General features: G+C 67.7%; 16 protein-coding genes. 6 read left to right on the forward strand and 10 right to left on the reverse strand.

Annotated features, from left to right (window positions below; all coding sequences use genetic code 11):
• Positions 1 to 2: 2 nt before the first annotated feature.
• From CRT23_RS15000 to CRT23_RS15035, 8 genes are all read right to left on the reverse strand, one after another.
• Positions 3 to 1,328, reverse strand: a complete 1,326-nt coding sequence (locus CRT23_RS15000) for an MFS transporter (RefSeq protein WP_103710331.1) — start codon at positions 1,326 to 1,328, stop codon at positions 3 to 5.
• Between the two features lie 159 nt (positions 1,329 to 1,487).
• Positions 1,488 to 3,029: a formyl transferase gene (locus tag CRT23_RS15005; RefSeq protein ID WP_103710332.1), complete on the reverse strand. Its 1,542-nt coding sequence runs from the start codon at positions 3,027 to 3,029 to the stop codon at positions 1,488 to 1,490.
• 66 nt (positions 3,030 to 3,095) lie between these two features.
• Positions 3,096 to 4,403: an FAD-binding oxidoreductase gene (locus CRT23_RS15010; RefSeq protein WP_103710333.1), complete on the reverse strand. Its 1,308-nt coding sequence runs from the start codon at positions 4,401 to 4,403 to the stop codon at positions 3,096 to 3,098.
• Between the two features lie 117 nt (positions 4,404 to 4,520).
• Positions 4,521 to 5,000 (reverse strand): DUF2721 domain-containing protein, encoded by a 480-nt coding sequence (locus tag CRT23_RS15015; RefSeq protein ID WP_103710372.1) that lies wholly within the window; start codon positions 4,998 to 5,000, stop codon positions 4,521 to 4,523.
• A 308-nt stretch (positions 5,001 to 5,308) separates the two neighbouring features.
• A complete protein-coding gene (locus CRT23_RS15020; RefSeq protein ID WP_103710334.1) occupies positions 5,309 to 7,216 on the reverse strand; it encodes a TniQ family protein in 1,908 nt (635 codons plus the stop codon).
• Complete coding sequence (locus CRT23_RS15025) at positions 7,213 to 8,298, reverse strand: ATP-binding protein (RefSeq protein WP_103710335.1); 1,086 nt, start codon at positions 8,296 to 8,298, stop codon at positions 7,213 to 7,215. Before CRT23_RS15025 ends, CRT23_RS15020 begins: the two co-directional genes overlap by 4 nt.
• A gap of 6 nt (positions 8,299 to 8,304) precedes the next feature.
• Positions 8,305 to 10,488: a Mu transposase C-terminal domain-containing protein gene (locus tag CRT23_RS15030; protein ID WP_103710336.1), complete on the reverse strand. Its 2,184-nt coding sequence runs from the start codon at positions 10,486 to 10,488 to the stop codon at positions 8,305 to 8,307.
• Complete coding sequence (locus tag CRT23_RS15035) at positions 10,485 to 11,228, reverse strand: hypothetical protein (protein WP_146056391.1); 744 nt, start codon at positions 11,226 to 11,228, stop codon at positions 10,485 to 10,487. The genes CRT23_RS15030 and CRT23_RS15035 overlap by 4 nt, the downstream gene beginning before the upstream one ends.
• Before the next feature lie 137 nt (positions 11,229 to 11,365).
• Between CRT23_RS15035 and CRT23_RS27830 the strand changes: the two genes are divergently transcribed.
• Positions 11,366 to 11,677 (forward strand): hypothetical protein, encoded by a 312-nt coding sequence (locus tag CRT23_RS27830; RefSeq protein ID WP_146056392.1) that lies wholly within the window; start codon positions 11,366 to 11,368, stop codon positions 11,675 to 11,677.
• A 230-nt stretch (positions 11,678 to 11,907) separates the two neighbouring features.
• Here CRT23_RS27830 and CRT23_RS15040 read toward each other — a convergent pair whose 3' ends face one another.
• On the reverse strand, positions 11,908 to 12,153 hold the full coding sequence (locus CRT23_RS15040) for a hypothetical protein (protein WP_103710338.1): 246 nt from the start codon (positions 12,151 to 12,153) through the stop codon (positions 11,908 to 11,910).
• Positions 12,146 to 13,990 (reverse strand): AAA family ATPase, encoded by a 1,845-nt coding sequence (locus CRT23_RS15045; protein WP_181017358.1) that lies wholly within the window; start codon positions 13,988 to 13,990, stop codon positions 12,146 to 12,148. Before CRT23_RS15045 ends, CRT23_RS15040 begins: the two co-directional genes overlap by 8 nt.
• A 727-nt stretch (positions 13,991 to 14,717) precedes the next feature.
• Here CRT23_RS15045 and CRT23_RS15050 point away from each other — a divergent pair.
• The 5 genes from CRT23_RS15050 (at position 14,718) to CRT23_RS15070 (ending at position 21,749) form a co-directional block, all read left to right on the forward strand.
• On the forward strand, positions 14,718 to 15,704 hold the full coding sequence (locus CRT23_RS15050) for a nucleoid-associated protein (RefSeq protein WP_181017359.1): 987 nt from the start codon (positions 14,718 to 14,720) through the stop codon (positions 15,702 to 15,704).
• Between the two features lie 143 nt (positions 15,705 to 15,847).
• Positions 15,848 to 17,116, forward strand: a complete 1,269-nt coding sequence (locus CRT23_RS15055) for a hypothetical protein (protein ID WP_146056395.1) — start codon at positions 15,848 to 15,850, stop codon at positions 17,114 to 17,116.
• A 282-nt stretch (positions 17,117 to 17,398) separates the two neighbouring features.
• Positions 17,399 to 18,091, forward strand: a complete 693-nt coding sequence (locus CRT23_RS15060; protein WP_103710342.1) for a hypothetical protein — start codon at positions 17,399 to 17,401, stop codon at positions 18,089 to 18,091.
• Positions 18,092 to 18,459: 368 nt separating this feature from the next.
• The gene (locus CRT23_RS15065) at positions 18,460 to 21,090 is read left to right on the forward strand and encodes an N-6 DNA methylase (protein WP_146056396.1); all 2,631 of its coding nucleotides are present in this window, start codon (positions 18,460 to 18,462) and stop codon (positions 21,088 to 21,090) included.
• Entirely contained in the window at positions 21,087 to 21,749 is a 663-nt protein-coding gene (locus CRT23_RS15070) for a hypothetical protein (protein WP_103710344.1), read from the forward strand. The genes CRT23_RS15065 and CRT23_RS15070 overlap by 4 nt, the downstream gene beginning before the upstream one ends.
• Positions 21,750 to 21,963: the final 214 nt, after the last annotated feature.

Genomic DNA, 21,963 nt, shown 5'->3' on the forward strand with positions numbered 1-21,963 from the left:
GGTCAGGCCGCCGTCGCGGGGACAGGCGTCAGGCCGCCGCCATCGGCGCCGGACTGGCCGGGCTCGTAGCCCCGCGTCTCCGGCATCGCGAAGAGGTAGAGGGCGAAGCCCAGACCCGCGATGGCTGCCAGGGACAGGAAGGCGGTGGAGTAGCCCGCCGAGACGATGATGACGCCGGCGAGTGTCGCACTGAGCGCCGCGCCCAGGCTCTGCGCCGTGGCGACCGCCCCCTGCGAGACGTTGAAGCGACCGGTACCCCGGGTCAGGTCGGCCACGATCACCGGGAAGAGGGCGCCGTAGATTCCCGCACCGACGCCGTCGAGGAGCTGGACGCCCACGAGGTAGAACGGGTTGTCGGACAGGGCGTAGAGCACGCCGCGGATCGCCAGGACGCCGAAGGCGGCGAGGAAGATCGGCTTGCGCCCGATCGCATCGGCCTTGGCGCCGACGAACACCGCCACCGGCACCATCACCAGCTGTGCCGCCACGATGCAGATCGCGATCAGCGAGGTGGCGTTGTCCTTGCCGGACAGCTTCGTCAGCAGCTGGCCCACCGAGGTCAGCATCGCGGCGTTCGAGAGATGGAACAGCGCGGCCAGCACCGCGAACACCAGCAGGTACTTGTTCTTCAGGAGCGCGGTGAGGCCAGAGGGCTCCTCCTGCCCCTCGGTGCGGGCCTGCGTCTCGGTCTGGTCGAGGCCGCGGGCCAGGTCGTCGTCGATGGAATCGGCCGGCACCATCAGCATGGCGCCGATGCTGCACACCGCCAGCAGGGCCATCAGCCAGAACACCACGATCGGTCCGAAGAAGTAGGCCGTGCCGCCCGCGATGGCCGCCGAGACGGCGTTGCCGGCATGGTTGTAGCCCTCGTTGCGGCCAATGCGCTTGGCGAACATCTTCGGGCCAACGACGCCGAGGGTGATAGCGGCGAGGGCCGGCGGGAAGATCGCCCCGGCGATACCGGCCACCGACTGGGTCGCAGCCACGACGTAGAAGTTCGCGATGAAGGGCAGGACGAGGCAGCTCACGGTCACCGCCACGGCTGCGGCGATGACGATGGCGCGCTTGTGGTTGGTCCGGTCGATCAGCGCCCCGGCCGGCGTCTGGGCGACCAGGCCGGCGATGCCCGCGATGGTCATGATCAGACCGGTGGTCGCTTCGTTCCAGCCCTGGTCCGGGCCGCGCACGGCGATCAGGTAGATCGCCAGGTAGGGACCGAGCCCGTCGCGGACGTCGGCGAGGAAGAAATTGAGGGCATCGAGGCCGCGCAGGGCGCGGTCCGAGGGATTTCGCATCGCAGCCGTGTGAGGGGAGAGCGGCTCGGCCATGAGGGGGCCCTTCCGGACGTTCGAAGCAGGACGATGTGAGATCGGGCGCGCGGGGGACCGGACACCCCGCCCCACCAGCGGTGGCACAAGCGTGGGCGACCGTGAATGTTCCTGGGCGGGGATTAAAATGTCCGTGATGACGTAAGTGACTGCGAAACGTCAGGTTTCGGAAGCGACGGCCGTCCCGCTGCGGAAGCGTCGGCGAACGCGTCCGGCCCCGTCGATGAATTCAAAATGCGTCGTCCGGTTGAGGGTGTGCAGGCCGGTGCCCGGGAAGCGCGGGCCCGAGCGCAGGATCATCTCCACGCTCTGCGCATAGCCCGCCTCGTCGAGGCGTCGGATCCGGGCAAGGCCCAGCGCCCCGCCATAGCCGTCGCGGCAATCCTGCACCGGACGGAACAGGGCGCCGTCCCGGGCGACGATGCGGCCGCCGGACCGGGCGGCGGCGATGTCGATCAGCACCGGATTTGCGGGATGCGGGGTCCACGGCCCGCGGAAATCCGGCGCGGACCAGAGGTGCAGGCTGTCGGAATACGACCCCCAGGCCGCGAAGGGGCCGTCCTGCTCGCCGTCGTCCCGCACCGTCGCGAACAGCCACCAGCGTCCGTCGTGCCGGAGGAGGGTCGGGTCGCTGGCATTCAGGCCGGAGATCAGGGTCGCCTCCTTCACCCAGCCGCCGGGAAAGGCGGTGGCGCGATAGAGGTCGAGGGTTCCGGTGGCGCCGCTCTCGGGCACCATCCAGTAGGCGCCGCCCTCCGCGAACACGAAGGGATAGGAGAGGTGGTGGGCGGCCTCCAGCACCGGCACCGGCGCCCCGAGAGGGCCGTCGGCGCCGAAGCGCACGGCCGAGATCACGCCCTTCTGCAGGACGTGGCTGTAATCCTCCACGAACAGCACCGTGCCGGCGGCATCGGTGATCGGGAACGGATCGGCGTAGAAGCGGCGCCCGTCATCGCGCAGGGTGTTCCAGCCGGTCTCCGGATGGGCCTGGAGGTCGATGAGGTCGGGACCCTCGAGCCGGCGCCAGCCGACCCGCCAATGGGGCGCCCAGGTGCAGAGGGCGTAGAGCAGGCGGCCCGTCATCCGGGTGCAGGTGCGGACGGCACGCGCCGCGAGGGCGGCCGCCGCGAAGCCCGTCGGCGCCGGCCCCGGGACGGGGGTTCCGTCGGACGCGAGCCGCGGCCCCGCTCCGCCCAGGGCGGCCAGGATCAGGCTCGTGGTCCGAACCAGGGCATCCTCGAAGGCGGTGAGCATGATGCCCCGCGCCTCGGTTCCGACGCGCCCGGAGGCGACGACGCGCCCGCCCTCGGTCAGGCTGACCACGGGCGGGCGCCCGGCCAGCAGCGAGGCGAGCAGGGCCGCCTCGCCGCTGGCCCCGTCGAAGGCCAGCCGCCAGACCGGGACGCCGGGCGGGGCCACCGCGTCACCGCAGAGGTCGAGGATGAGGTCGGGCGCCCCGACAGCCGCTGAGGCACGGGCCAGGAGATCCGCGCGCTCCACCCGCAGGGCCGGCCCGGTGCGCGGCAGCCGGCGCAGCATCGCCTCGAGTTCGAACAACAGCGCGGCGTTGGGCGGAAGGGCGCCGGGTCCGGGCGACAGGTCGAGGGACACCGACAGCCCGGGGCGGTGCAGGAGGCGTTCGATCAGCCGGAGGTGCCAACGGCGGCACAGGCCCCCGTCGAGGCGAACGCTCAGGCGCATGGAGACGGATGTCCTCGGACGAGGGAGTGTTGCTACCCCCCGGCATGGCGCCTCCGGCGAAGGGCGTCAATCCGCGCGCTGGCGCCCCTGCACCGGGTTCCACCGCGGCCATCCCAGGAGACGCTGCGGCGCGAAGGGCGCTACCGGAACGGCGGGCGAGGCCCCGGTGGCGAGATCGGCCACCAGGCGCCCCGTGATCGGGCCCGTCGACAGGCCGATATGGCCGTGGCCGAACGCGAAGATCAGGCCGCGATGCCGGGGCGCCGGGCCGATCACCGGCAGGCCGTCCGGTGTCGAGGGGCGCGCCCCCATCCAGGGACGGTTGTCGAGACTCGCGCCCAGGCGCAGCGTTCCGCCCGCCTCCTGCGCGGCGGCCTCGATCTGAACGTAGTCGGGGGGCGCCTCGCGGGCATTGAGCTCGACCCCGGAGAGCACGCGCACGCGCCCCTCGCCCATCGGCGCGATGATCGAGCCGGCGCCGGTGTCCAGGACCGGGCGGGTCAGGGGCGGGCTGTCGGGGTGCAGGGCGTAGTGGGCGTGATAGCCGCGCTCCGCCGCGAAGGCGAAGCGGTAGCCGAGGCCGCGGGCGATCTCGCCGGAGGCGGCGCCGGCCGCCAGGACGACCTGGCGCGCCCGCACCGTGCCGCCGTCGTGGCGGACGCTCCAGCCCTCCGCTTCGGGCTCGAGGCGCGTCGTAACCATCCGGAGCGTTCGCCCGCCGAGCCCGAGATAGAGCTGTTGATAGGCCTCCAGCAGCCCGCCCGGATCGCTCACCGCGCCGGTTTCCGGCAGGAGCATGCCCTGGGCGTAGGACCGGATCAGCGCCGGCTCTGCGGCGCGGATGTCGTCCGGGTCGAGGATTTCGAAGGACACGCCGTGCCGGCCCAGGATCGCGCGCTCCAGGGCCGCGCCGGCGAAGGCGGCGTGGGTGCGGTAGAGCTTGATCCAGCCGCAGCGGCGCAGCAGGTGGCCGGCGCCCGCCCGCTCGGCCAGGGCGAGATGCGCGGGCAGCGCCGCGCTGGTCAGCGGCAGCAGGGAACCGGCGGCGCGCTCCCAGGCGGAGGTCCGGGCGGAGGCCAGGAAATGCGCCGTCCAGGGCAACACACGGGCGACGTGGGTGTGGCGCAGGCGCAGGCCCCGGTCAGCGTTGCGCAGGTAGGTCGGCAGCTTGGCCCAGAGGGCCGGGCTCGACATCGGGAAGATCGAGCCCCGGCTGATCACGCCGGCATTGCCGTAGGAGGTCCGGGCCCGCGCCTCCCCGGGGTCGCAGAGCAGGACGTCGAGGCCCCGGTCCCGCAGGGCGATCGCGGAGGCGAGCCCGACCATGCCGCCCCCGACGACGACGACCTCCGCCTTCACTGTCTCGACGCTCATCGGACCTCGTCCCATCCCTGCCGGCGGACTGGCGCGTATCAGGGTGCGGCCCAATGATCGAGACCGCTGGCGCGCACGCCTGCCCCTCGTCCGCAGCGAGGCCGGTCCGCGCGCGGCTCAGGAGGCACCGCGCTCCTCCGCATGCTCCTGCTGGCGGTCGACCTCGTCCCGGATGCCGCGCCCGGCCATCAGGATCTCGACGAGGAAGGCACAGACCGCGACCACCGTGCAGACCAGCGCCACGCCGAAGCAGACGAACAGGATCCAGGCGGTCGCGGCATCGCGCAAGGCCCCGACGAACAGGGTCAGCACCGCGATCCCGGTCATCACCGCGCCGGCGGAGGCCAGGACCACGGCCGCGTCCAGCACGAAGGAGCGCCGCCGCAGGTACGACAATTGCCGGGAGAGGCGCACGGCTTCGTGGGCGTCCGCGGTCCGCAGGCCGGCTGCCGCGGCATCGACCTTGTCGGCGACGCGGCCGAGGCGCGTCGAGAACACGTTGAGGAGTGTCGCGAGCGCCGTCAGCAGGAACGCGGGCGCGAGGGCGACCTGGATGACGTGGGCGATGTCGTCGGGCGCGACGGGCATGGTGGACATGAGGGCCTGATAGGCCAAAGCGCGTCCGGCCGAAATACGCGGCGGTGCTGCCCAAGGCGCCCGCGGCCACGGTGTTCTCAGGCTCCGATCCTCGATCCTCCGGCACCCGCGGATGCTACGCACCCCAATATTTGACAATTTTCGAAACGCTAAGACTTTGATAAGATTGACTAACTTGTATGGTCGACACAGATAGGTGGTACTTTTGAGAATAATTATATGGCGAAAACACACGAGAGACGTGCTGCGTCTTAGTCATGAAAAAGGCCCCGGTTGAGCACCGAGGCCTTTTTTCATAAGCGGTTATTTCATGGGACATCCATGCTGGTAGGGTACGCTACTCCCATTATCCAATGAACTGTGAACTCTTTCGGCCACGACGTGTAACTTTTAGTGTCCAACCGATGTTTGTATCCGTTGATTACCGACCTCGGATAAAACTTCGTGCCAAGCTGTTTTACCTCGCAAAGTGGCTGGACCCCGGCCCGCTTGAGGCATTCCTCCGTGTTGAAGACACCCCGGTTCATCGTCCTGGAGATTTCTTCGGAGTCGATGTGCCCCTCCGTGAAAGCCGCAAATGAGGATTGCGGGATGATCCGCACCGATGTGCGGCCCAAGGGTTCAACGACATCCGCGGTTTTGAGCAGCTCCATGTCGACCAGGGCCGCGATTACCCCCGGTTTCAAGGCTAGTTCCGCCTGAGCCTCAGGCAGCGTCGGCCCTTCGACCGTCTGCGGCCCGGTCCAAACGGCAACCTCGATGGGGCGGACGAGCAATCCACCGATCCCACCGACCTCCCTCTCAAATCCGACCGCGTTCAGCCGCCGGTGGAGCAACAGCTTGATGATTTCGATTTGAGTGCACCCGGCTTCCGCTGCCGCCTCGTCGATAGGGAGCATGTCCCTGCCGACCTCCTGGACAGGTAGGGCGCCAGCGAGAAGGCGCGAGAGCAAGGCCTTAAGGGGAACGGGTGCGTAGTCATGCTTCCAGATCCCGGGGTCGGAAGCCGGATTAGGTCGTATGAGGTCGTGGGCAAGAAGGGATTGGAACAGCGGCATGCCGCAGCCCAGGACGTCGAGGGCGCCCCGGAGGGTGAGACCCTGTCCAGGGGCTCCGGCGGTCCGGGTCTGATGGTCGTCCATAACGAAAGTATCCGGGTGGAGGAATGGCAGGTCGGCGTGGATCCTGCGGAGGCGTTTTCGAGTGGACTTCGAGCCCTTCGTCACGGCTTCGGCCGACGGGACTATCCAGCGCAATCGATGAAGCGGCCCCGATTTGTCGGCGACGTCGGCTGGGGGGCCCTCTTCGAGGAGGCGCCTGACGCTCTCCCGAAGCGGCCGGTACGCAGCCTCATGGGCGTTGCCGCCAAGCCAGACGCGGAGGTCGCTGGCCGGCGAACGCGGTCCGGCACTCACCGAACGACCATGAGGGTAGGCACGCTGAAGGTCGACCAGGAACGCGCGGATGCCGTCCTCGCCCGAGCCGGCGATGGCGAGACCGGCCGCACCCGCGAGATGCCAGTCATTCTCATCAAGGCGCTCGAAGGCTGCCCCTCGTCCATGGAGGGCGAGTACCCCGAGCACCTCGCAGAAGCGCGCCGCGACGTGCACCTCAAGCCTGTCGAGGAACGGCGCATCGCCGGAAAATCCGTCCAGCCGGGCCAGCACGTATCGCTCCAATTCCGACGCCGGCCGCCTCGCGGCTTCCCCGTCGAGTTCGTGGAGGCGTCCCAGATGGGGGCGCAACACGGCGGTGAAATCCCATTGAGCGAGGCTGGTGCCGAGGCAGACGAGGCCGCAATCGTGGATCGGACAGGTCCTGATCGCGGCCACCATCCAGTCCAGCCTGCCGTAGGCCGCGACCGCCGGAGGCAGGTCGGATGCCTCGACGTCGGCCTGGATGCAGGCTGGACAGACGTGGAAGGCATTCCTTCTGAGCGCCGAGGCCACCATGCGGTGGCCTCGGATGGAGAACCCTCCCGGATCCTTCCTGACGCTGGCGGCTTCCAAGGCCGCCAGAGGAGTGCCGGCCAGCGCGGCGAGCCGCTCCAGTTCGGGCGGGCGGCCATCAAGGATCGCCCGCAAATCCAGGTTCATGTCGGCGCAGAAATGCTTCACGCACGGGACGCAGTTCCGGGCGGCGAGCCTGGAGAGATAGGCGCAGGCACTCTCCCCGGTCATCAGGGGAATGGTGAGTTGGAGCGGGAAACCGGTCATGCGCCGCCGGCCTTTCCCTTACCCTTGCCCTTCTTGGGCGTCGGCTCAGGAGGCAGCGGCTCCGACGTCGCCAGGATCCGCGTCACGTCGATGGCGGTGAATTCGTGCGCCAGGTACGGGTTCCAGGGTGCGAAGGACCCCGTCCTGAACGCGTACGCGTCGGCGAAGTGGTCCAGGGTGAGCGTGGAGTGCTTCTTCCTGAGGGCCATGCGGATCGCATCGTGGACCTCCTCGATGGTGATACCGAGCATGTACGAGCCCGCGTGGAGCAGCCGCGGCACGATGGCCACGACCGTTTCCTCGTCGGTCTTCAGGCCCGCGATGTCGGCGAGCTCCTTCACGGATGCGGAGACGAGATGGCTGTCGACGGCCGGGTCGAGCCGCGCGAAGCTTTGCCATGCGCCGCGACGGACGAGCTGGCGGTCGGGATGGAGGAAATCCTCGATCCCGGGCAAGCCGGAGATGATCAGGCCGATGGGATGGATCTCGTCGACGAGCAGGGACTTCCACAGGTTGCGCAGCTTGACCCTCTCGACGATGTCGATGGTCAGCGGGGCGTCCTGACCTTCGTCCAGATGCAATACGAGGATGCCGAGCGCCTGGAGACGACCCCGGACGATGCCCCAGATCTCGGGCCCCGACAGCCTGGCCCGCTTGATTTCGTAGCCGGTCGCGCGAAGGACGGACCGGCCGAGCTCTCCGACGCTGCACGGGGACGGCACCCGGACCGTGAGGACCGGGCAGCGCGCGCCGACGATGCCGTAGCCGGGTGCGTAGGGGCTGTCCGAAAACAGCTTGCGCATCGCGGTGCTCTTCCCCGCGCCGCTGTCGCCGGTGACCACCATGATATTCCCTTCGAGGCGCGCCGCACGCTGCTCGGAGGTCTCGGGGTGGTCGCGTTCCCTGCGCTCGACCAGGTCCTCGACGAGGCACTCGAAGTGCTCCCTGAGCAAGGTGTCGCGCGCCGTGCGGACATAGGCATGCCTGACGTCCTCCATGAGGCGCGACCGCAACCGCGCCTCCTCGGTCATGGCGGCCCGGATGCGGCCCGCGGGATCATCGCTGACGTTGGGATCGGACATTGCCGCCTACCTCTCGAAGGTGAAGTCGCTCGGTCCGACCGGGGGCGTGCCCCGGCGGTCGACACCGGTGACGGGAATGCCGCCGTCGAGGGGGTCGGTGACGGTCCGCACGTCTTCCGACGGTGCGATTTCTGGCATGGTCCAGCCCTGCATGAGCTCATTCTCAGCGCGCGTGACGTCGGCCTCGGTCGGCGGGATGGAGGAGATGCCGGCCCGGGCCATGGCCTCCTGGGTCAGAGCGTTGGCGGCGCGGATGGCGGCATGCACTGCGCCTTCGGTGATGGCGGCCCCGGCGGCATGGATGGACGCGAGGTCCCGGCAGGTCCGGATCCAGGCTTCCATGGTCACGTCCTCGAACCCCTCGCGGGTGCAGGAGGCCACATGCCAGGCTTCGCCGATCCGGACCGAGATCTCGGAGACGTCGCCGGCATCTAGCCTGACGTCCATGTCCACGAAGCCGTGGGCGAGGAAGTGCGCCTGGAGCGGCTCGCACCAGTACCGAAGGCCCAGGACCCTGATGCCTCCGTTGCCCAGCCGGCGCGTCAGCGGGATCCCGAAGATGGCCCGGACCTTGTTGCGGTCGGGTGCCGGCTGGAGCCCGTACAACCGCGTGAGCCGGTTCCAGGCATCGTGAGGAGTCTCGCCGCCGAGGCCGTCATGGGGGCTGCCGTGGTAGGCATCCACGATCCACCGGGTCAGCAGAGCGACTAGGTCCGGCGTCTCGATGCACAGGTGATCGTCAGATTGGTAACCCGCCAGGGCGACGACGTTGTTGAAGGTCTTTCCCGGCAGGCGGCCGACCGCCTGCGTGCCGATGGTCCGGAAGAAGCTTTCCTTCGTACCCCTGAGGGCGGGCACGCCGCCGGAGGGGAATTCCGGCGATTGCCCCAGCAGCGCCACCGTGTTGATGAACTCGAAATTGTTGAACTGCGGACCGCCGTCGGCGCTGATCGCCTCGAAGGTGGCGTGCTGATCCCACGGCAAGGCGGCGCCGGCGGCCTGGCCGAAGGCTCGCTTGTCCGTGAGCGTCATCCGCAGCACCGTGAGCGCGGCGGCCACGCTCGGCGTATCGCTGAGGCACGCGCCCGTGATGACCTTGCTGGCCACGTCGATGGCCGTGCAGAGGAACATCCGCCCGACCTCACTACGGACCTTGTGGCTGAGGCGGTCCCACAGGCCCCGGTTGGTGAGGAACGTCTTGAGGTCGACCGTCCAGGTATCGATCTCGATGCGCTCGAAGGGACGCACGACGACATTGCCGGAGGTGATGACGGCAAACCGCCGCTTCGCCTGATCAATGCCGTAGCGGCCGGCATGGACATGGAAGCGTCCCAAGCCGGCGACGTACAGGCTGAGAGCCTTGCGGGACGGGCACGGGATCCGCTCGGCCTCCGGAAGGCTGAGGTTCAACCCATCGATGTCGGCCGCGAGGTCGCGATGCAGGTTGGCAATGGTCGGACGCTCCAGCGTCGCGTACCAGTTGCCATGCTTGACCATGAGCTTGAGCGCCTCGCCCTGGATGCGCGGGGTCCGGCATCCGCTGCGGTAGCGGCCGTCCCGGAGGCTTGCCGGCCTGAAGCCGCGCTTCTCCAGAAGGTCGAGCCAGCGCAGGAGCGTGGTGGCGCTGGGCGGCTCCCGCACCTCGATCAGCGTCTTGTTCCCGGCGTACGCCTTGGGCTTGCGGGCGGTGCCGTGGCGCGACGTCCGCGCACCGCGGGCCGGCTTCTTCCCTGGCTTCCGGCCAGGCGGCATGGCCGCAATTTCGAGGACGCGAAGGTCCTTGTAGATCTCCGCGATGGCCAGCTTGAGGGAAGCCGGCGTCTTGTTGCACTCGCCCGCCTCGTACTTCCGGACGAAGCGCGTGCAGAACTGCCACTTCCAGACGACGTCCGGCAGTTCCTTCGCGGCGAGATCGTCGAGGGAAGCGACTCCCGTCGCCAGCCGCGACCGGGCGCTCTTGGGGGCGTACCAGTCCGGATCCAGCGTCCAGTCCCGGCGCTTGCTCAGCAGCCAGATCTCCTCGTGGGAGAACTCCTGCGCCAAATCGGGCGCGTCGACGCGGTGAAGGACGTATCCGCCCTCGACCGCCTGGGGATTTCCGTACTCGACGGAGCCGATGCGGATGCGGTCGTAGCGGCCGAACCGCAGCATCGGGACCCGCGGATGGGGCATGTTGAAAAGGTCGTTCACGGCCGGTCCTCCGAGCGAGAGACCAGGGTGACCTTGGTCCCGTAATCGATGCGGGTGGTGCCGACGACGCGCAGGGTGCCGTCGTCGATGAGGCGCACGACGGCGCGGAAGCCGAGCCCGAAGAGACCGCTGGCGGCGACGAGGCTGCCCACCGTCGTGGTGCCGATGAGCGAGGCGGTGATCTTCCTGAGAGCGTCGACGTGCGACTCGGTCCCGTCGGCCCGCACGCTGTGGATCAGCTTGGCGTTGTGGACGGCGTCCCTGGAGGCATCGAGCTCGGTCATCAGGACGACGCGGTCGGCAATCGAGCGCGGGACCTGCGCGGCGATGCAGGCGAGCGTCTCCTGGAACTCCGGGTGCCGCTCGACCCACTGCGATTGCTTGACCGCGATGAGGGTGGTCTGGCCGTTACGGCGGAGCACCTTGAAGTCGAAGGTATGCCCGCGCGCCTTCCCGTCGGCATCGACGAACCTCACCGGCTCGACCTGCTCCCGGACGTCGACGACGTCGGGACGGGCAAGGAGCACGAGGAGGACCCTGCGCTCGGCGTTGCTCTCGTAGTTGATGATCCGGGGCTTCCCGTCGCGGGTCACCAGCGCGCCGCGGAGGGATCCCTTCTGCGGCACGATGATCCTGCGGGACGCGTCGGAGATCAGGGGCGGGACGAACGGCGGCGGCATGGAGCGGCCGCCGTCGGGGCGGGTTCCCCCGGCCTGGTTCATGGAGTCAGCTGTGGACATCTTCGGTCTTACCCATTCAGGGTGAGGCCGAGGTCAGGCGGAGCGCGGCACGGAGGCTTGCTTTCGTGATGCAGCCGTGCACGATCGCTCCGTGACCCGGCACTCACGGGTCTCGGTTGCCGACCGGAAGGTCGGCGATGGTGACGTCGCCTCCGCTGTGGCTTCGTGGGCGCTTGCGGGACGACGTCGGGATTTCGGGCGCTTTGGGGTTTGCCCCCCAGGGCGCCCGTTCTCGTTCAGCAGTGCGTTTTCTTCATTCCATTCCCCGGTTTTCCGACGACCCGCCGTGGGTGCGCATCCGTGCCGACCGGGCCGGTATTCCCTGGCCCCTTGGCGTCCCGAACATCCCCGAATTCAGGAATGTCGTCCAGGCCAGGGTTTTTGCCGATGAAACCGACGCATTCCGAAAACCCTTTTGTTTTCAACGGCTGAAAGGATTGAATAGCTGATCCTTGCATCCAGCCATTCCGGCATGATTACCTATAATATCAATATCGTCCTAGATGTGGCCCGTTGTCCTGGAGCCCGGATTGCAGCTGAATCTCAAGGGCTTGCCGGCCTGCGTCAGCTGGTCGGACTTCAGAATTTCACGCGACCAAGTTTTCCACAGACTTCGCGTAAGATTCTGCTCCGACTCATCTTTTGGCGCCCCAGATGGGCGTGCGTCCCTGGATTTCGGTCATGCGCAGGGGCCGTCACCGCCGCCACTGGCGCCTTCAAGACTGACGTGCCGCCGCGGGAGCCGGACGACGTTGCCCTCGGGATGGACGCGGGCATGGCGCAAAGCCACCCTTTCGGCCTCGATGTGGGCCGCCACGCCGACGCCGATGACGGCGCGCTCCAGGGCGTCCTGGTAGACGACCTCCCCCAGCTCGCGACGCACGGTGACCAGCCGGGCGAGGAGATCCAGCGTTCCCTCATCCATGACGGATGTCCCCCGCGACCGAGGCAGGCCTGGGCCCGACGATGGCCTCGAAGGCCGCCGCATCGAGTTGCCGTGCCGTCAACAAGGCCGTCGCCACGCGATGGACGAGGTCCCAGTGCTCCTCCATGAGCCTGAGCGCGCGGCCGTAGAGTGCGTCGAGCTCCTGGCCGACCTCGCGCCGGAGGGTGGGATCCATCATCAGAACCTGCGCGGTATCCTCGATGCCCCCGCGATGCACGAGGCTCCCGCCCAGACCGTGAGCGGCATGAAGGCTGGCAATGGCCTGCGTCGCGATGCGCAGGTCGTCGGTCGCGCCGGTGTTGAGTTCGAGCCCAAGCGTGACCTCGGCCGCCCGCCCGGCGAGCGCTGAGACGGCGATGGCCTCGATCTCGGCCCGGCTCCGGGCATCCGAGTACGAAGCCCTGGTCTCGGTGCGCCCGCCGCGCTGGTCGCTGGCCAGGATCGAGACCAAGGTGACTTCGAAGGTGTTCTGCGCCCAAACCCCGACAGCGTGACCAGCCTCGTGGACGGCCGTTCGCCATAGGACGCTGTCCGGGCGGGGGTCAGGAGGCGCGATCAGGGAGACGAGGTCCGCCGGGATCATCGCCCTGCCTGCGGTGCGGGCGATCCGGCGGGCATCCCGGACCCAGGCCATCACGTCGGCACCGGTGCAACCGGAAGCCAGGGCGGCGATGCCGGCAAGGTCGAGCCCATCCAAGTCGGGACCCAGATGCTGGCGGAGGATGCCGGCCAGCGCCGTCGTGTCCGGGCGCGGGATATGGATCGTGGGATGGATCCGACCGGCCCGGAGCAGGGCGGGGTCGACCTGATGGATGTAATTGGTGGCGGCGATCACGATGACGCGGGAGTCCGGAGAGCAAACCGCGGTTTCAACCTCCATCAGGAAAAGCGTAATCAATGGAAGCCAATAGTCACGATGTCTAGGATCGAGATTTTCCCGACTAGGTAAACTGTCGATTTCATCGAGATACAGTATCACCGGTCCACCGACAGCCTTTGCATCGGCAAAGCCCTTCGAGATCCGTGCCGCGATATCACCCAGGTACCCGCCCCCGCCGCCCGCGAAAACCGTTCCGAGCGATAGGACGATCAGGGAGGTGCCGGCACTGGCGGCCAGGCTCCTGACCCAGCTTGTCTTGCCGAGGCCGGGTTCCGAGCAGACGGTCAGGGTTCTTGAAAGCGCGCTGAAACCCAGCCGCCCGGCCCGAAACTCCTTGAGGTCGGCGAGGAGGCATTCAGCCCAATCCCTGGCTCGACCGAAGCCATGCATCTCCAGGACGTCGGGCTGGTCGCGGAGCGTGGGATCGAGCGCCAGGCGAGATTGGGCGGCACGCCTCAGCCTGCCGACCGCATCGGCGGGCGTGCCCCCGACGCGGATGCAGGCCGCGAGCTCGGAAAAATCCAGGCCCGCCGCGAAGCCGGGTGGCACCGCACGGGGCATCGTTCCGGTCGCGGCCCGGATGGCGCGGCGAACGACGCGGTCGGTTGGATGCCCGACGACAATGCGCAAGTCGGCACCCGTCAGCATGCTTCTCGGCAGCATCGTATCGGGGGCATGGGAGATGCCCACGACCCTCCGGCCGACGGCCAGGGCTGCGGCAATCTCGATGTTGCCGTCCTCGGGCTTGCGCTTGTGGCGTGCCGTTCCGTCCCTCAAGTCGACCGTCTGCCATGCGCCCAGGGCCCGAAGCGCGACGCCCAGCGGCTCGACCCACGCCGGGGATGGAGCCTGAACGACGACGCAGAGGGAATGGTCCGTGCGTATCCGGCGGCGCTGCGCCGACGTCATGCATTCCTGCAGCAGCAGGACGGCCAAGGACTTTGTGGGAGGGGCGCCCACCGCCTCGTGACCGCCGTCCTCCTGATCGGCGGGCTGGGCGTCATCGATCTCGGGGAAGGCGAGGAAGGTGTCGGCATCGGTGGCATGTGTCATGGCGGCCCCCAAAGCGGGTCGGCCCGTCGCACAGAGTGCGTGGGATCAGACCCTGCTGGCGGTATCGTGGTGGCGCGAGGCGTGCGCCAACGGAGGCCGGACGTGCCGATGCACGACGAGCCCTGCGACCGGATTTCCGGTCAGGCCGACGCTTTTCGGAAGGGGGCTCGGAGAAGTGTCATCGGGAAGGATCCAAGGGGATCGACCTCCCGGACGACGGGATCACGGGGATCCGGCCGGGAAGTCCGTTAAGACTGCAAGAGGGCGACGGCGACGACGCGTTTGCGAGTGGCGGTCATGACACACCGGTACGGCTGAGGAATCGGGAAAATCGGCGCCGGACGGGCCTTTGTCCAGAGCCCAACCTTCAACGTGGTTAACCACGCATGGCGCGCGAGACAGGTACTCCTAGGCATGCGCGGGCGTGACCGCCGTAACGGGTGTCGCGAACCGATACGCGCTCCATGCCACCGGCATGCGGACGTGGTGCCGGCAGGATGCCGCGAGGCAAGTCTTCGGTGGAAACCCCAGCCGGTCCTGCTATGGTGGAACAAACGACGAACCTGGATCGCCGAAAGGTTGCCGGGCGGTACTGGGGGACGGTGCGGGCATGCCGGTTCTGACGGTGGCTGAGAAGGACGCGCTGCGCGTCGAGAATTTCATCTTCCATGCCGTGCACCATGGGCAACCGGACCCCACCCTCTTCGACGAGGTGCCCATCGGGGATTTCGAAGCCTTCTTCGTGGGGCGCGTCATCGACACCCTGAAAGGCAATCGCTTCACGTTCGAGGAGCGTTCGACGACCATGGCGGGACTGCGGGCCATCGACGCCGATCCATCCGCGTTCGTGGCCGTGTCCAAGGCGCTGGCGACCGCTTTCCACATCGAGGACGACCGTTTCAAGCAGGGCATCCTCATCGTGCTGTCATTGGTGACGAACGGTCGGCGGCTCTATTCGCTGATCAAGTACGACTACGGGGACCGCGTGCTCGGCATCGTCGAACGGGATGCGGTCGCCGTTCTGACGGCGGTGGCCAAACCGCTGACGGAGAACAAGAAGGCTCTGCAGAAATCCGCGTTGATCGAGCTCAACGAGGCGGGGGGCGAATTGGTCGTCATCGACCATAGCAAGCGCTCTGGCATCACCGATTTCTTCCGGGACTTCCTCCAGGTCGCACGGACGCATAGCGACGCCGAGATGACGACGCTTTTGACGAAATCGCTGCTCAGGACGGTGCAGGCGCACCTCGAAGAACTTCCCGAGGACATCGCGACGGGCTGGAGGCAGAAGCTGGACAGCATCGCCCTCCGGCGCCTGGAATTCGAGCAGGACCAGCTCTTCGGCGACATGTTCGGGGAACATGGCTCCGCGCAGATCAAGGACACCTTCGACGAGAATTTGGCGGCCGCCGGCCTCGATGGGCAGTCCTTCCGGTTCAACCGGGAAGCGCTGGCCAGCGCGGGTCCCCAGAAGTTCAGGACCTCGGAAGGCATCGAGATCACGGTTCCCGAGGCGGCGGCCGGGACGTTCGAGAAGGTGAAGGATGGGGACGACTACGTGATCACGATTCGCACCAGATCCGTCGTGCTGAAGTGACCATTCCCTTCATCGAGGCACTCACGCGTCTCGCGGGTGAGCTCTCGGCCCACGGGGGAGCCGCGTCGTCGGAGAACCTGACGACGTGGCGCGTGACGGACACGCGATGCGCGGACGCTGACATGCTCGTCCGGCTAGGGTCCTTGTCGCGCCTCGCCGCCGATGGCGGGTTCGGGACGCTGAAGGTCTACGCGAAGGCCTACGGCCCGGTCGATCCCGCGACGACGTTCGACGAAATCGCGAACGACGTGCTTCAGGTGGTCCTGACCAAGGAACGGAACGCGGATTGGTGCTGGTTCCTGACGGAGAAGGGGTTTGCCGTTTCCCTGAACGACGCCCTAGTCGCCGCGCCCGTCGCCATCTGGATCGCAGCGTCGTTCGAGCCATTCTCCTCGTTCACCGTCGCCGTTTCGCCATGGGACGGCACGCGGACCCCTCCCACGAACGCCGAGGCCCCGGAGCGTCCCCTCAAGCTGGTGCGGGACCTGACGCAGAAACGGACGCCTTCCGACATCGGCCCGTGGCTGCTGCGGGATGCGCCCTCCAAGGGCTCCAGCGTATTCGCGACATGGCGTGCCGCGGCGGTCGAGCGCCTGGCCTACGCGCTGCCGAACGAGATCCGGACGGTGGACGGCGACGACAAGGTGGTCCTCAAGGGACCGAGGTCGACGCCCATCGCCATCGGTCTGTATGGCGACCCGGAATGGCCCGCCAAGGTCTTCGATCCCCTCACGGAGGCGGCGACGTGGGTCTACGCGTCGAAGCGCGAGGCGGAGGCGCGGTTTCAGTTCCTGAACAACCACCTGTCGATGGATTGGAGGGAAGGCACTCAGTGGCCCGCCGGGTTGCTGCCGGCCCTCGCGGCAAGCCTGACGAGCGCCAAGGAGGCTTATGCCTTCCATCTCCAGGACCAGAGCAAGGATGCACTCAAGTCACTGGGTGACCTGCGCAAGAGCCTTCAGGACGAAGTGGGCCGCGCGCAATCCGCGACGCGGGACCTTCTGTCGTCCCTCTGGCGCGACCTCGCGCTCGCGGGCGTCGTCCTCGCGCTCAAGTCGCCAACCGCGCCGCAGATCGCGACGGCTGAGGTGCTGCGTTGGGTCACGTTGGCCACGGCGGTCCTGCTGCTCGTCAGCCTCGGCATCACCATCCTCTCGAATTGGCGGTTCAACAGCCTCGCGGACCAAGCCCGGAAGGAATGGCGCGTGAAGCTCTACGCCTTCGTCTCGAAGGCGGAGTGGGCCAGGCTGGTGGAACGGCCGATTGCCAAGGGCCGATGCGTCTATTGGATCGCGCTGCCGGTGGTCGCGACCCTGTACGTCGCGGCGGCGATCTACCTGTTCGCCGTTGCGGAGCCCGACCGTTTCACGGCATTCGTCGGATATCTGGGGCGTCTGATCGGCCTGCCTTGAAACGCGTGGTCGGCCTCGGCCGACCAGCGAAGGGGCCGGCATCGGCGTCCGACAGGGACCCACCCGTCTCTCATCCCGGGATGCACCTCACGACGATGGACCGGTCCTCGGCGGGACTGAAGCGCCCCCCGACGCAGGTCGAGCGCTACCTGGCTCATCCGAAGTGGCGTGGCGGTCAGGTGTTTGCGGGCCAGGGCATGCGGTGCCTTTCCGGGTTGGCGGGCATAATGGCTCCGCGGCCCGATTCGTTGACTGCATCGCGAAAAACAGCGATGTTTGGTCATGCGCTACCCGGGCGGCAAGGGCCGTTGCTACAGACACATCCTCTCGCTCATGAAGCCGCATGACACGTACGTCGAGACGCATCTGGGAGGCGGCGCCGTGATGCGGCACAAGCGTCCGTCGGCTCGCAGCATCGGTATCGAGCTCGATCCGTCCGTGGTCGCGCGCTGGCGCGAGCGTGGGAGCCTGTCGTTCGAGTTGCTGAACGGCGATGCCCTTGAGTTCCTGCGGACGTTCCCCTTCACGGGCTCGGAGCTGGTCTACTCGGATCCGCCGTACCTGCCGCAGACCCGGCGGCGTGCGCGGGTCTATCGGCACGATCACACCCCCGAGCAGCACGTCGAGCTCCTCGAAGTCCTGCTTGGCCTTCCCTGCGCGGTCATCGTGAGTGGATATCGGTCGGAACTCTACGACCGCATGCTGGCGGGCTGGCGCTCGGTCGAGTTCCCAGGCGACAGTCATGTCGGTCCCCGGGTGGAGGTCGCATGGCTGAACTATCCCGAGCCGGCGGCGCTGCACGACCACGCCTATATCGGCGCGGATTTCCGGGAGCGGGAGCGCATCCGCCGGCGCCGCGACGGCCTGGCCCGGCGCATCGGCGGGCTTGACGCACGCGAGCGCCACGCGTTGTTCGAGAGGCTCGCGGCGACGCATGGAACGGACATGCGTCGCGCGCTTGAGGCGGTGTCGTGAGCGACGTCCTCGAACGCGTCCTCTTGCGCACCGGCTTCGTCGGGTCGGCAGGTGACGTCGCCGGGCTTCGTCGCGGCGGCAATGCCGACAACCACCACCTCGAAGCCGCCTTTTCAGAACGCGCCGGATTGTCGGCGGATGCGATATACGAGACCGGCGACGGCCCCAAGCTCATCGTGAAGGCGGCCACGGCCACGGACGGGGATTGCTTCGCCCGCTGGCACGAGCGCGCCTGGAACCTGGGCCTCGCGCCGCTGCTCTGGATCGTCACGCCGGTGGAGGTCCGGGTCTACGATGCGTTCCGCGCGGCCAGGACCGAGGCGGACCTGCGGCCGATCCGAACTTACGGCCTCGACGTTCCCGCCGAGATGGACGGCCTGGAAGAGGCGTGTGGGCGGTTCTCCTTGGACACGGGCGCGTTCTGGGCATCGGACCTCGGCAAGGGCATCGACCGCAGCGGCAAGGTCGACCGCGTGCTGCTGGAAGAGATCCGGGCCCTGGAAGACCGTCTCGTCGCGGTTTCGGCGCCTGACGGCGGTCACGATGCCTTGGCGCTGGCCAGGTCCCGATGCCAGGAACTCGTCACCTGCACCTTGTTCGCCAGTTACCTGATGGATCGAGGGCTGGCCCAGCCGTTCCTCCCCGAGGATCTTGTTCCCGACCTTGGCGAGATCTTCCGTTCGCGTCCCAGGGCCTCAGCGCTTTTCGAATGGCTGCACGTCACCTTCAACGGTGACGTCTTCCCGCCCGGTATCGGAGAGGGGCTCCTGGACGGCCACCTCGGCCTGCTGGAGGACTTCGTCCGGGGCACGGTGCTGACCGAGGAAGGCAGGGGGCAACTGCGCCTATTCCGGTTCAGGTTCGATACCCTGCCCATCGAGTTGATCAGCTCGGTCTACGAGGCCTTCGCTCGGCGTGCGGCCGCCGACATGGCGAAGGGATTGGGCCTTCACTACACGCCGGTCGAACTCGTGCACATGGCGCTTGATCCGATCTTCGAGGGGTTGGGATCCGACGCCCGCATCCTGGACCCGACCTGCGGCTCGGGCCTCTTCCTCGTCCAGTCGCTTCGGCGGTTGGTGTGGAAGCGGTGCGGGAACGGGCCGAGGCCGAGGAGCCTGGTGCGGGAGGTCCTCTACCGTCAGGTGCACGGGATAGACGTCCAGCGGGCGGCGCTGCGCATCGCCGCCTTCAGCCTATACCTTGCCGCGCTGGAGCTGGAGACCGAGGCCGGCCCCGGCGAGACGATGCGTTTCGAATGCCTGATCGGCCTGACGCTCCACGAGCTTGATTTCCTCTCCGAGAAGGCCCGGACGTTGGCCGGCGGCCTCGGCATCGAGGCCATCGTCGGCAACCCGCCCTGGACGCACGTGACGGTCCCGCGGACGGCGGATCCGCCCCGCAAGCGCGTGCCCAAGGAGGAAGGTACCCGGCGCGCACCCGACCATCGTTTCCTCCTCTCCGCAATGGCGGTGGTGGGGCGGTCGGGCCGGATCGCGATGTACCTCAAGGCGTCGCCGTTCCTATCCCGATCCGGGGAAGCGGCTTCCTTTCGCGACCGCGTGGTGCACGGCCTCGACCGGCTTGCGCTGTTGAACCTTTCGCCCCTCCGGCACGAGGGCCTTTTCGCGGGGGCGCAATCCCCCGGCTTGCTCCTGTGTGCGAACTGCGGGAACCTGCCGGACGCCGACCGGATGCTGGTCGGCACGTTTCCCTGGACCCCTGATTTCGCGAGAAGCGGCGCGCTCGCCCTTTCGTCCGCGGACGTGGCCGTCGTGGAGAAGGAGCGTGTCCTGGCCGCACCCTCGGTCCTCAAGGCCGCGATGTTGGGAACGCCGCGCGACGTCCGGATCATGGAGCGCCTGGAAACGGGTCTCGGGACACTGGAAGAGGTGATGAAGGCGGCGGGCGCCCGTTCCGGGCAGGGCTTCCAGGTCGAGGGCAAGGCACGCAACAAGCCGAAGCCGATCTCGCAGGAGATCGCCACCCTTCCCGCCATCTTCCCGCGCGACTACGTCCCGCTGTCCCTCGATGGGGTCCACCTGCCAAGCCTGAACGACCGGAAGATCTCCGAGCTCCTGTTCGAGCGCGACCGCGACCTCTATCGCGCGCCGCTTTTGCTTTTCCCGAAGTCGGCACACCGCAAGGCGCTCCAGGAAGGCCGCACGAGCGCCACGCTGGCAATGGAGGACACCGCGTTCTCGCATGGTTTCTACGGGTATTCCTTCGCGCAGGCCGACGTTCGGCTCGCGACGGTCCTTTGCGCCCTGCTGAACTCCGCCATCCCGGGCTACCAGTTCCTGTACGGGGCCGGTGCGCTGGGGATGGAACGTCCCTCCATCCTGTTGCAGGACCTGCGCGCCCTTCGGGTGCCGTCCATTTCCGTGACCGACGCGCTTGAGGCGAAGGCTCGTGCGGCCTTGGAAGCGGCGCCGACGGATGGCTGCGCCGCGCTCGACGCGTTCGCGGCCAAGCTTTATGGCCTAAGACCCGACGAGCGTGACCTCGTCGTGGACGGCGTCCGTCGCGGGCGTTCGACGTTCCTCGACACGCCCCTATCCCGGCTGGACGACGTAGCCGTCCCCAGTCGCTTGGACCTGATCCGGTATGCCTCCACGACGTGCCGCACGGTCAACGCCGTGCTTCGGTTCGCGGGCGTCCGTCACTTGGTGGCCTCGGTGGCGATGCCCCGCCCGGGCGGCGACGGTCCGCTCGACAGGTTCGCGGCGGTCCGGTTCGGCATCCGTCCTGGTCGTGCGCCCAGCGACACGGTCGTCGGGATGGACGAGGGCGAAGTGGATGCCATCTTCGCGGACCTTCGGGGCAGGCTTGTCCATAATCCCGCGCCGTACCTGCTGGAGCGGCGTTCGCTCCGGATTTATGATGGGGAACAGGTCACGGTGGTGAAGCCCGCCCAGCGGCGTAACTGGACCGTCGCGTCCGGACTGCAGGACGGGGATCTCATCCTGGCGGATCACGCGCCGGGGGGCGAGCGATGAGTTTCCCCGCCGTCGGGGATGCTCGGACCGGCCAAGGCAGCCTCGGCATCTCGGAAGACCAGATCGTGATGCTGGTGAAGCTTCTGGTGCAGGCGGCGCGCCGGACGCGCCGCCTTCTCGCGACCTTGCCCGGCACCTTCGACGAGAACACGATCTCGATCCAGGTCCATCAAGAGCTCCAGGTCGTCCAGGAGAGGTTGCAGCTTGAGGGATTCGAGTTTTTCCAGGAAGGCATTCTCAACCGGCCCGGGAGACGCCCCCTGAAGATCCAGGGACGCATCGACTTCATGGTGAAGTTCGACGGCCAGTTGGGCAAGTACAAGCGATACTTCGGAATTGAATGTAAACGCGTCGCGGCGAAACGCTGGGGGCTGTCGCGATACTATATCCGTTCTGGGGTAGGCAAGTACGCCGCGGGCGTTTATTCGGAAGGGCACTCCTGCGCGATGCTCGTCGGCTACGTCCTCACACCCCCGTCCGATGCCGTGATCGCCGATCTGGAAAGGCGGATCCTGAGGGATCATCAAGGCGCCTCGGCATTGCGGGAGGTTCCGTGGGCGACGGGCTTCCGGGATGCCCGTGTCTACGAGGGTGAACTTCCGCGGGCCGGTGGGACCTCCCTCCGCCTCCTGCACGCGATGGTGCGGATGCACGCCTGAAAGCCCCGGGGGAGGTTCCAAGCCTCCTCCGAACGTCTGCCACGGGGACTTTCCCGAAGGGCCCAGGAAAGCTTGGGTTCCTCGAAAATGGGTGACTCGGCGGGAACCACGTAACGCGTAACATTACCCGTTACGTTTAAAGGATCGGTCGTTCCTCAACCGCTTTACTTTGCCGGGCAACTGCTTTTCGGGTCCGCTGCGGTATGGCTTCATG

This window comes from Methylobacterium sp. V23, assembly GCF_002917135.1.
In the GTDB taxonomy this organism is placed as follows: domain Bacteria; phylum Pseudomonadota; class Alphaproteobacteria; order Rhizobiales; family Beijerinckiaceae; genus Methylobacterium.

Excerpts from the sequence above, each read along its gene's own strand:
- CRT23_RS15000 (WP_103710331.1), bottom strand. The coding sequence starts at position 1,328 with ATGGCCGAGCCGCTCTCCCCTCACACGGCTGCGATGCGAAATCCCTCG.
- CRT23_RS15005 (WP_103710332.1), bottom strand. The coding sequence starts at position 3,029 with ATGCGCCTGAGCGTTCGCCTCGACGGGGGCCTGTGCCGCCGTTGGCAC.
- CRT23_RS15010 (WP_103710333.1), bottom strand. The coding sequence starts at position 4,403 with ATGAGCGTCGAGACAGTGAAGGCGGAGGTCGTCGTCGTCGGGGGCGGC.
- CRT23_RS15015 (WP_103710372.1), bottom strand. The coding sequence starts at position 5,000 with ATGTCCACCATGCCCGTCGCGCCCGACGACATCGCCCACGTCATCCAG.
- CRT23_RS15020 (WP_103710334.1), bottom strand. The coding sequence starts at position 7,216 with ATGACCGGTTTCCCGCTCCAACTCACCATTCCCCTGATGACCGGGGAG.
- CRT23_RS15025 (WP_103710335.1), bottom strand. The coding sequence starts at position 8,298 with ATGTCCGATCCCAACGTCAGCGATGATCCCGCGGGCCGCATCCGGGCC.
- CRT23_RS15035 (WP_146056391.1), bottom strand. The coding sequence starts at position 11,228 with ATGTCCACAGCTGACTCCATGAACCAGGCCGGGGGAACCCGCCCCGAC.
- CRT23_RS27830 (WP_146056392.1), top strand. The coding sequence starts at position 11,366 with ATGGTGACGTCGCCTCCGCTGTGGCTTCGTGGGCGCTTGCGGGACGAC.
- CRT23_RS15040 (WP_103710338.1), bottom strand. The coding sequence starts at position 12,153 with ATGGATGAGGGAACGCTGGATCTCCTCGCCCGGCTGGTCACCGTGCGT.
- CRT23_RS15050 (WP_181017359.1), top strand. The coding sequence starts at position 14,718 with ATGCCGGTTCTGACGGTGGCTGAGAAGGACGCGCTGCGCGTCGAGAAT.
- CRT23_RS15060 (WP_103710342.1), top strand. The coding sequence starts at position 17,399 with ATGCGCTACCCGGGCGGCAAGGGCCGTTGCTACAGACACATCCTCTCG.
- CRT23_RS15065 (WP_146056396.1), top strand. The coding sequence starts at position 18,460 with ATGGACGGCCTGGAAGAGGCGTGTGGGCGGTTCTCCTTGGACACGGGC.
- CRT23_RS15070 (WP_103710344.1), top strand. The coding sequence starts at position 21,087 with ATGAGTTTCCCCGCCGTCGGGGATGCTCGGACCGGCCAAGGCAGCCTC.